This is a genomic window from Marinobacter sp. Hex_13, from assembly GCF_001566815.1.
GTDB lineage: Bacteria > Pseudomonadota > Gammaproteobacteria > Pseudomonadales > Oleiphilaceae > Marinobacter > Marinobacter salarius.
In genome coordinates this window covers 44,520-54,442 of sequence record NZ_LSMM01000035.1, presented here as the reverse complement: position 1 = coordinate 54,442, position 9,923 = coordinate 44,520, and the positions used below count along the sequence as shown (strand labels likewise).

Below are 9,923 nucleotides of genomic sequence, written 5' to 3'. Positions count from 1 at the left end.
ATCTTTCACCAGGATCGGGAAGCCCTGTGCTTCCAGAGCATTGATGCCCTCAACAATGTGCGGGTATTTATCCAGCACACTCTGCGGCACGTCCGGCAGCGCCATTTCCTCTTCGATGATCTGCTTCTTGACCGCGCGCTCGAAGATTTCAGACAGGCACTGTACCTGAGCTTCTGGGAGGGTGTTGCCCGCGCTCATGCCGTTGCTGAGGAACAGGTTCTCGATCAGGTTGGAGGGGAAATACACCGTTTCACCGTCGGACTGGCGCACGAACGGTAGCGACACGATGCCCCGGTCGGTTTTGCCGGAATTGGTGTCGATCAGGTTGGACCCGCACAGCTCACCTTCGGGGTTGTAGATGGCCAGGCAGTGGTCGTCGAGGATGCCGTCGGGCAGCTCATCGTCCGGTCCCGGCTTGAACCATTTCTCGTTGGGGTAGTGCACGAACTCGCTGTTGGCGATGTCTTCGCCGAAGAACTGGTCGTTGTAGAAGAAGTTGCAGCTCAGGCGTTCGATGAACTCACCCAGGGCCGAGCACAGAGCGCTTTCCTTGGTGGCGCCCTTGCCGTTGGTAAAGCACATGGGGGACGCGGAATCGCGGATGTGCAGCGACCATACGTGGGGCACGATGTTGCGCCAGGAGGCGATTTCGATCTTCATGCCCAGGTCGGCCAGTATGCCGCTCATGTTGGCGATGGTCTGTTCCAGCGGCAGGTCCTTGCCTTCGATGTAGGTGCTGGTGTCGCTGTTTGGCGCCATCAGCAGGGCCTGGGCGTCTTCGTCGAGGTTTTCGACGGTTTCGATCTGGAACTCGGGGCCGGTCTGGACCACTTTTTTCACGGTGCAGCGGTCAATCGAACGCAGGATGCCCTGGCGGTCCTTGTCGGAAATGTTTTCCGGCAGTTCCACCTCAATTCTGAAAATCTGGTTGTAGCGGTTCTCCGGGTCGACAATGTTGTTCTGCGACAGGCGGATGTTTTCCGTGGGGATGTCCCGCGCTTTGCAATAAACCCGCACAAAGTACGCCGCACAGAGTGCCGACGAGGCCAGGAAATAGTCGAAGGGGCTAGGGGCCGAGCCGTCGCCTTTGTAGCGGATGGGCTGGTCCGTGACCACGGTGAAATCGTCAAACTTGGCTTCAAGCCTGAGGTTTTCGAGAAAATTAACTTTGATTTCCATGAACAGCGTACCGGGTTTGCAGAATTGAGCGGGCTTTCAAAAGCCGGAGGGCCATTATCCAGTTTTTGGCGCCCTGCGTCTTGGGTGGCTTACAAATCGGGCGGGATTGTCCGTACATCAACGGATGCGTCAGGCCGCCCGGGTTTGCCGATAGCGTTTTACTTCGATCCAGCCATGAATCACGAGTGCGGAGAAAACAATCGCGCCGCCGATCAGGCTCAGAGTGGTGGGCACTTCGCCCAGGAACAGCCATACCAGGAAGGACCCGAGAATGGTTTCCAGAAGCAGCATCAGGCTTACTTCCGCCGCTGGGATGTAGCGTGGGCCAATCTGGATGAGCACGCAGGCCACCGGCAGGAAAAACAGGCAGAGCAGGGCTATAAAGAAGGCATCCTGAGGTGAGAGCATCACAGCACCGCCCGCCAAGGCGGCTGTTCCGGCAACGGCCAGTGAGCCGAACATCAGTACCACGCTCATGTCGCTGTCTGGCTTTGAACGCGCCACATTCAGGTTCAGGGCAAGAGCCGTTGCCGCAACACCCGCCATGATCAGCCCCAACGGATCACCACGGCCCCATTCTCCAATTGCCATCAGGGTGGCGCCTGCCACGCATACGAGGATGACCCCCCAGGTTCGCCAGGGCAGGGCTTCTTTCCAGACCAGCCAGGCAATCAGGGCCGCGATCACCGGTGAGGTATTGAGAATCACCAGTACGTTACCGGCGGCGGTGTTCTTCATACCCATCACGAAGCCCAGTTGGCTTAAGCCGAAGGCGACGGCGCAGAAGACGCCTTTCCAGCCGCATCGACGAATTTCAGACCCCAGGCGGGCGCGGTAGCGCAGCGAGCTGATCACCAGGAAGCTGAACGCCAGCAGCAGGCCGCGCCAGAACAGGAAGACTACCGGGTCCACCGAGGTGATCTTCACCAGCAGGGCATCCGGCACGATAAACAGCACACCCAGTGCGGCAATGGTCAGGCCTTTGAGTCGTGTCGTCTGCAAGCCGCTACTCCGCTGCGTTGTCGTTGGCGGCACAGGCTTTCTCAAGCCGTGATATGCAGTCGCTGAAGGTACGGCTGATGCGTGTCTGGTCTCCAATCATGGCCATTCGCGGCCAGGTGGCCTGCTCTCCAAGCCGTATGAACATGTCCAGGTCTTCCTTGTTGGGATTGGAGAGAATCTTGCGATACAGCAGCGGTTTGAACGGGAACTGGATGTTGATGTCCCCCAGGTAGGTCTGCGTGGCCATGGCATGGGCCTGTTCCAGCAGGGGCCGCAGTATCGTTGATGACCAGCTGTTGCGGGTGAGCTTCAGCGTGGTGGCTACCTGGGCATGCATCAGCGAGGCGGCGGCCTGCTTGGCCGAGGCACCGGGCCCGCGCTGGTGGTGATGACTGATGAAGGGCAATACGTGGGGGTTTGCCTGGCTGACGATGGTGCGATTAACGTTGTGCAGCCGGGCCATGCGCATCAGCGGCAAGTCACCATGCACGCTGCCGTCGATCCAACGTTCCGTCGGCATGTAGGGTTTGGCGCCGTCTTTGCCACGGTCGCTGTCCCGTGATTGCAGTGTTACCGGCGGATAGATACCGGGTACCGCACAGGATGCCAGGATGGCGGAATCCACCAGCACTTCGGGCGAGGCCAGATTGTTCAGCAAGCGGGGCTTCTGGCGAGTGCGGGTTGGCGATACCGAGATGTTCAAGGTGCGCCCGCTGCGTTCGGCGGCTTCGCGGAAACTGGTGCCACCGATGTTGGTGCGAATGTGGTGAAGCAGCTGGGATTGGTCCATGGCATGGCGCTTTCGCCAGATACGCTTGGGTTCAAGCCAGCGAAAGGCGTCCAGATGGATCTCGCCGGGGTCGTTGAAAAAGCGCTGGAGTTCGCGGTTGTTGCGGGTGCAGATGGCGCCGGCCACAATTGCGCCCATGCTGGAACCCGCAATCACGTCCGGAAGCAGGCCTTCCTGCCAAAGCGCGCGGGTGACGCCAATGTGATAGATACCGAAGGCGGCACCACCGCTGAGCATGAGAGCGGGGCGGCCGTAGACACGCTCGGCATCTCTAAACAGGCGCAGCTTCTGTTCATCGGATACGCCGGGCATGGGGTTGTCACAGATGAAGTTCATGGAGCGTTCCACTTCATCCAGGAACGCCGTTACCAGGGTTTTGGTACCGCTCCAGGCGATGGCGTAGAGGTCAGGATTGGCGATCTCGCCCAGGTGGCGGTAAAGGCTCTCCTGTAATACACGCGTTAGCGCCCGGGTATCGCCCTTTTCGCGACAGCGCTTCATGGACGTAATGTGGTCGCGAATCAGGGCTTCGTGGAGCAGTTCGCAGCCATCCTCCTCCCGCCACGCCAAGGTGCCTTCCAGCTCATCCAGTTGCTTGGCGATGGCGAGCCACTCGCTGTAGGTAGCGGCCTGGGTGAATTGCTTTTCCAGTTCCCGACGTTGTTTCTTTGAATCTCTCATGGGATAAAGGATACATCAGGAAAAAGAAGTAGGGGGGCAAGATGACCGAACAAACCGAGGTGTTGGTAAAGAAATACTCCGAAAACGGAATCACCACACTGACGCTGAACCAGCCGGAGCGCCGAAACAGCCTGTCCATGGCCATGCTGGAAGCGCTTTCCGCCGAACTGGAATCTGTTGCGGATGACGTGGACACGCGGGTGGTGGTGATTGCGGCCGCAGGGCAGGTGTTCTGCGCCGGGCACGACCTGCGGGAAATCCGCGACCAGCTCGACAGCCATGAGTTCCAGCTGAAACTGTTTAACCAGTGCAGCAAGGTGATGCAGCAGATTGTGAACCTGCCAAAACCGGTGATTGCCCGTGTGGCTGGCGTGGCGACCGCTGCCGGTTGCCAGCTGGTGGCCAGTTGCGACCTTGCGGTAGCGGCTGATACGGCGCGTTTTGCCACGCCTGGCGTGAACATCGGCCTGTTCTGCTCCACGCCCATGGTGGCGTTGTCCCGCAACGTATCCCGCAAGCAGGCCATGGAAATGCTGTTGACCGGTGAGATGGTCGGTGCGCTGAAGGCGGAACAGATCGGTCTGGTGAACCGGGTGGTGGATGAGCAGGTTCTTGACGAAACCGTCTACCGCCTGGCCGCGACCATTGCCGGCAAATCCGGCCATACCCTGAAGATCGGCAAGGAGGCGTTCTATCAACAACTGGAGATGGGGCTGGCCGAGGCCTACGACTTTACGTCGGAAGTGATGGCAAAGAACCTGCAGGCTGCAGATGCCCACGAAGGCATCTGTGCGTTTCTGGACAAGCGCAAACCGGAATGGAAAGACGAGTAGGGCGGCTAACGGCAGTCTGATGCATTCAGGGAGAGCCGATCTCCCACGCCAATCCCCTGGCTTTCGAAATAGCCCAGGTTCATTTCCAGGGCCCGATAAAACGGGACGCCGGCCTCATAGGTTGGACAGTCCCGGCCCTGGTCCGATGGGCAGGGCACCATAGGGCGAATGGCACCGATGGTGCCGTCACGGTCCAGATAGGCAATATCCAGTGGAATCAGCGTTCGGTACATCCAGAAGCCGTGGTCGGCACGGCGCTGGTTGTTATAGACAAACAGCATGCCGGCGTTCGGGGCCAGTCTCTCCCTGTCCATCAGCCCGCGGCTGCGTTCGGCCGGCGTGCGTGCCACTTCAACGGTAATGGGCACCGCCTGCCCGGCGGAGATCAGGCATGCCTTCTCCACCGGCAGGTCGTCATTGTCCGGGAGTGCTGCCAGGCAACCGGAGAACAGCAGCGCCAGGCAAACCAGCAGGGCTCTCACGAACGCAGCCGGTAGCCGGTCTTGAAGATCCACCACACCGCGACCATGCACGCCGTCAGGAACAGCAGTGTCATACCCACACTGATGCCCACATGCACGTCAGACACGCCGTAGAACGCCCAGCGGAAGCCGCTGATCAGGTACACCACAGGGTTGAACAGGCTGATGGTCTGCCAGATCTCCGGCAGCATTTCGATGGAGTAGAACGTGCCCCCGAGAAACACCAGCGGTGTCACGATCATCAGCGGAACAATCTGCAGCTTTTCAAACCCGTCCGCCCAGATGCCGATGATGAAACCGAACAGGCTGAAGGTGATGGAGGTAAGCACCAGGAAGGCGAACATCCAGAAGGGGTGCAGCACGTCGTAGTCCACGAACAGTTTGGCGGTAAGCAATATGATGACGCCGAGTATGACCGACTTGGTGGCGGCGGCACCGACGTAGCCGAGAACGACCTCCAGATAGGAGACTGGTGCCGACAGGAGCTCGTAAATCGTTCCGGAGAACTTCGGCATGTAGATACCAAACGAGGCATTGGAAATGCTTTGCATTAGCAGCGACAGCATTACCAGGCCCGGAATGATGTAGGCACCGTAGCTGATGTTGTCGATGTCGCCCATGCGACTGCCAATGGCGGAGCCAAACACCACGAAGTACAGAGAGGTGGAGATTACCGGCGAGGCGACACTCTGCATCAGGGTGCGGCGCATGCGGGCCATTTCAAAGTTGTAGATTGCTCGGACACCGTAAAGGTTCATTGCGTTACTCCCGCATACCGGTTGGTTTCATTCATGCACCAGGCCAACAAAAATCTCTTCCAGGGAGCTTTCCCTGGTCTGAAGATCCCGGTATTCGATGCCCAGGTCGCCCAGGGTTCGCAGCAGGCGCGCTACGCCAGCCTGCTCCTGTTGTGAGTCGAAGGTGTAGATCAGCTCGTAGCCATCATCGGAAAGGTCTACCGGCTCCAGCGTGAGTTCACCGGGGATTTTCTCCAGCGGGTTCTGCAGGTGCAGGCGAAGCTCTTTCTTGCCCAGTTTGCTCATCAGCCGGGACTTGTCTTCAACCAGGATGATCTCACCTTGGCGGATAACGCCGATGCGGTCGGCCATCTCCTCGGCTTCTTCGATGTAGTGGGTGGTGAGGATGATGGTGACGCCATTTTCCCGCAGCTTGCGCACCATTTCCCACATGTCCCGGCGCAGCTCCACGTCTACACCGGCGGTGGGCTCATCAAGGAAGAGGATGCGGGGTTCGTGGGACAACGCCTTGGCGATCATCACGCGACGCTTCATGCCGCCAGACAGGGACATGATGCGATTATTGCGTTTGTCCCACAGCGACAGATCTTTCAGGACTTTCTCAATATGGTCCGGTGCAGGCGCCTTGCCGAACAGGCCCCGGCTGAAGGAGACAGCGTCCCAAACGGTCTCGAAGGCGTCGGTGTTGAGCTCCTGGGGAACCAGGCCGATGCTCTCCCGGGCTTTGCGATAATCCTTCACGATGTCGTAGCCGGCGGCGTTCACTTCGCCATCGGAGAGGTTCACAATGCCACAGATAATGCTGATCAGTGTGGTCTTGCCGGCGCCGTTCGGGCCGAGCAGGGCGAAGATCTCTCCCCGTTCGATGTCGAGGTTGATGTCGTTGAGGGCCCTGAAACCATCCGCATAGACTTTGTTGAGGTGCTTGACGGAGATGTCCGGTTGCACTGGCTTGTCCTGTTGGTGGTGAATCAAAGCGCGGTATTTTCTCATGACCGGTGATGATTTAGAAAGCTTTGCCTTGTTAGCGATTATCCCCATAATGCCCGCTTAACCGTGGAGGAGTGGATGTGTTGAAAGCGCTTGTTGCTGTGCTTGCCATTGCTGGCGTCGTTGCGCTGGGCATTTTTGGCCCGCGTTGGTTGATGTCTGAAGATGTCGCCGAGGTCGATCAGGGCGCGGTTGAGTGCGATCTCCTCAATACTACGTGCCACTGGGCACAAAAGGGCAAGAGCTGGCATGCGCGGTTGCAAAAAAGCGGTGTTCAGGCCCAGGGTACGGAATACCATTTAACGGTAAAGACCAACGGGAATCAGCCCCGGATGCTGGCTGTGCTGCGGGGCGAGTCCATGTACCTGGGGGAGTATCCGGTTCCCATGACCAAGGCGGGGATGTCGCCCGATGGTGAGGGCCAGCTCTGGGAAGCGCGGTTTACCGCACCTTTCTGCACCACCGACCCTAGCATGACCTGGCGGATCGACCTTCAGGCCGGGATGGATCACGCCTTCGTGATGCCCGTAAAACTGACGTTTGTAGCCAAGGGCCGCGTCTGACGATGGGATGACAGTGTGTCAGGATGGTGTAAAATCAGCAGACCACCACACATCGCCCAGGGAAGAGTATATGGATTACGGTGATAGCGTACAGAAAGTTCTGCTAAGAAAGATCCAGAAAGCGGAACAGGATCTGCTTCAGCTCAAACTGGATTATTGCCGTTTCATCTTTGGGCTCAGCCATCGCACCAGGGTCATCAGCAATGGCATAAGCTACGTAGTACGTTCCGTGGATGTGGAGTCGATGGAGCGTCTGGACGACGGGTGCTTTTCCCGGCCAGAGGTGGCTGGCAGCCCGGCCGATAACCCGGATACCACAGACCCCGTGAACCTCGGCGTTGACTGGACGCTGGAAGAGTCTGCTACCCGCCCCAAAGCCCGCGGTTGAGCGGGTCCTCCTGTAAACGTCAAATAAAGGCGTTCGACGTAACCGTTGAGTAGAGGCTGTGTTCCTGCGGAACATAGCGATGCCCGCTCCAGTGCTCTGCACCGCTTACACCACTTCTGAAAAAGGCCAGCAAGGTCGAACTGCCGGTCATCGTTGATAGCGCCTGGACGGCTTCGGGTTGCCGTATGCCGATTTTTCGGCTGGCCAGTTTGCTGACCAGATCAAGCAGCGCATCTGAATGCCGTTGCGGTTTTTCACACAGGGCGCAGGCAGCGCCATACAACCAGACGACGGCGTATTCCCGAACCGCATGGGGCGCGGTTTCCAGAACCAGCCCATGTTCCCGGCAATCCCGGTCCTGGAGACTCAGCAGGATATGCATCTGGGTGATCAATCCACAGGTGTCTGAGGGAGCTGAGCGGGTTGGTTGCGGAGCGGCAACGGAGCGTTTCTGTTGAGCCTCTGGTAGTGGAGGCTGGGCCGAATGTTGGTGTCCAGCCACCATTGTCACCACGGACGCCGGCACGAACGGATCGTTCCGGGCCAGGGTAAGCATGCGAAAGACCAGTAAAAGCAGCAGCGCGATCAGCCCGACTTCGAACAGCATAATAAAGCTGCTAATCATAGGTGTTCCCTCTTGCTCAAACCCTGGATGAGCGGTGTTCTGGTGGAGATTGTTACATCCGTTATCTGAAGTGTAACCAAATGTATTCTGAGCACGAAGGGAAGCCGGGCCAAAAGCGGCAGGAATCCATGGAACTGTGACGCGGTAGGCAGCTAGCAGGTAGGCATGGTCTGCAGGGCGAGTTTCCTGCGGATAAAGCGGCCTAATATATCGACACCAATGTTCAGGGATGCAGTGATCAGGATCAGCACCATCGCGCGATCAAACTGGATGTTCTGGATGGCGCTGTCGACGTAGAAACCCAGGGTGTAGATGCCCAGTATGCCGAGGATCGCAGTCTCCCGCATGATGATTTCCCAGCGGTAGAACAGGAACGCCAGGAATGAACGATAGACCCTGGGCACCAGTTCGTAGGTATACCGATTAAGACCAATCGGCGCATCCGGGCGTAACCGGATGGTGCTGGATTGCCGGCCAATCAGATGGCCGATGATGCCCCCGTTATGCAATGCCAGCGCAACAACGGCGGGCAGCATGGACGGGCCCCATAGCTGCAAAAGGATATACGCCAGGATGTACTCCGGCGTGGAACGCATGATCACCAGGAAGACATGCCCCGAGGTACGGCGAACAGGCCCGCCGAAGTGAGTCGATATCAACGGGAAGGCCAGCAGTGCAATGATCCCGGTTGCAACCAGGGCCACCTGCGTGAGGATTACCGTGTTCCAGATGCCCGGCATGGCCTGATTGACAAACATGTCCCCCAGCCACGCGCCCATGCCGGCCCAGCCTTCTTCTCCGCGCAGTGGTGACGGCACGATGTCCTGGGTGAAAAACCGGCCGACGTTACTCCAGACAATCGGGAGACCTTCGCCAAGAAAAAACGGTGCGCCAACGATATAAACGGGCAACAGCTTCGGCTTTACCCAGAGCGGCATGGTGGCTATCAGCACGTAGAAAAGGATCAGCATGGCGCCGGCGTCGGAATAGTGGCCTTGAGAAAAGGCCGATTCCAGGTAGAAGCCGAGGGTTGGCAAGCCAACAAAGCCAAGGATGGCACTGGAGCGCAAGCCGCATTCCAGCCGGTACGCGGTGTAGGTTCGCAGCTGCACCCAGCAATCCGGTATTTTGGTGTACAGGAAGGCCGAAACAACGCCCGTACGGGGTGGTAACAGGCGACCGGGTTCCGGGTCGGCTTCTTCCAGGATCTCCGAATAGACCTTGGCGAAGATACCGGCGTAGGGGATAGCGATGGCTAGAACGCCTGTCAGCGGATGGAAGCCGAAAAATTGCAGGAAAATAAGCGCCCAGAACAGCTCATGTATCGCCCGCACAAACGCGCACAGAATCCGAACCGGCATCCAGCGATAAACAAGCGCCAGAAGAAAGCCGCTGATACTGCCGAGAGCGACGCCAACGAAGGCAAAGGCAACCGTCCGAAGCAGGGCGGTTGCCAGCCCTTCGGTACTGAAAAAATCCGGTGTTATCACGCCCAGGAAGAACCGGCCAAGATCTTTCCAGGGATTGGCTGCCGTGATAGCGATATCGGCAAACACCAGGCCTACCAGGGCGATGGCGATAAAGATCAGGCTGGTTTTGACGGTTGGCGAAGACAGCATAGGAGTGGAATCT

11 protein-coding genes are annotated in these 9,923 nt (G+C 58.3%); 3 read left to right on the top strand and 8 right to left on the bottom strand.

All coding sequences use genetic code 11. The features are described from left to right. From AXW11_RS09160 to AXW11_RS09150, 3 genes are all read right to left on the bottom strand, one after another. On the bottom strand, positions 1-1,179 hold a 1,179-nt coding region (locus tag AXW11_RS09160), incomplete at its 3' end, for a YcaO-like family protein (protein WP_286792118.1). Positions 1,180-1,308: 129 nt separating this feature from the next. Continuing rightward, a complete protein-coding gene (locus AXW11_RS09155; RefSeq protein ID WP_041333385.1) occupies positions 1,309-2,181 on the bottom strand; it encodes a DMT family transporter in 873 nt (290 codons plus the stop codon). Positions 2,182-2,185: 4 nt separating this feature from the next. Next, positions 2,186-3,652, bottom strand: coding sequence for a patatin-like phospholipase family protein (locus tag AXW11_RS09150; RefSeq protein WP_041333387.1), 1,467 nt, complete (start codon positions 3,650-3,652; stop codon positions 2,186-2,188). 41 nt (positions 3,653-3,693) lie between these two features. Here AXW11_RS09150 and AXW11_RS09145 point away from each other — a divergent pair, with 41 nt between their 5' ends. Continuing rightward, on the top strand, positions 3,694-4,485 hold the full coding sequence (locus AXW11_RS09145; protein WP_041333388.1) for an enoyl-CoA hydratase: 792 nt from the start codon (positions 3,694-3,696) through the stop codon (positions 4,483-4,485). 5 nt (positions 4,486-4,490) lie between these two features. Here AXW11_RS09145 and AXW11_RS09140 read toward each other — a convergent pair whose 3' ends face one another. From AXW11_RS09140 to AXW11_RS09130, 3 genes are read right to left on the bottom strand one after another with little or no spacing between them, the layout of a single operon-like run. Beyond that, positions 4,491-4,967, bottom strand: a complete 477-nt coding sequence (locus AXW11_RS09140) for a DUF192 domain-containing protein (protein WP_036207337.1) — start codon at positions 4,965-4,967, stop codon at positions 4,491-4,493. Then, entirely contained in the window at positions 4,964-5,725 is a 762-nt protein-coding gene (locus tag AXW11_RS09135) for an ABC transporter permease (RefSeq protein ID WP_036207335.1), read from the bottom strand. Before AXW11_RS09135 ends, AXW11_RS09140 begins: the two co-directional genes overlap by 4 nt. Positions 5,726-5,752: 27 nt before the next feature. Continuing rightward, the gene (locus tag AXW11_RS09130; RefSeq protein ID WP_041333389.1) at positions 5,753-6,673 is read right to left on the bottom strand and encodes an ABC transporter ATP-binding protein; all 921 of its coding nucleotides are present in this window, start codon (positions 6,671-6,673) and stop codon (positions 5,753-5,755) included. 122 nt (positions 6,674-6,795) lie between these two features. Between AXW11_RS09130 and AXW11_RS09125 the strand changes: the two genes are divergently transcribed. Together AXW11_RS09125 and AXW11_RS09120 are read left to right on the top strand one after the other, a co-directional pair. Next, positions 6,796-7,278 (top strand): hypothetical protein, encoded by a 483-nt coding sequence (locus tag AXW11_RS09125; RefSeq protein ID WP_091644273.1) that lies wholly within the window; start codon positions 6,796-6,798, stop codon positions 7,276-7,278. A 70-nt stretch (positions 7,279-7,348) separates the two neighbouring features. Beyond that, positions 7,349-7,666, top strand: coding sequence for a hypothetical protein (locus AXW11_RS09120; protein ID WP_036207325.1), 318 nt, complete (start codon positions 7,349-7,351; stop codon positions 7,664-7,666). A gap of 19 nt (positions 7,667-7,685) precedes the next feature. Here AXW11_RS09120 and AXW11_RS09115 read toward each other — a convergent pair whose 3' ends face one another. Further along, positions 7,686-8,291, bottom strand: a complete 606-nt coding sequence (locus AXW11_RS09115) for a hypothetical protein (protein WP_091644276.1) — start codon at positions 8,289-8,291, stop codon at positions 7,686-7,688. A gap of 152 nt (positions 8,292-8,443) precedes the next feature. Further along, positions 8,444-9,910: a PhnE/PtxC family ABC transporter permease gene (locus tag AXW11_RS09110; protein ID WP_085680623.1), complete on the bottom strand. Its 1,467-nt coding sequence runs from the start codon at positions 9,908-9,910 to the stop codon at positions 8,444-8,446. Positions 9,911-9,923: the final 13 nt, after the last annotated feature.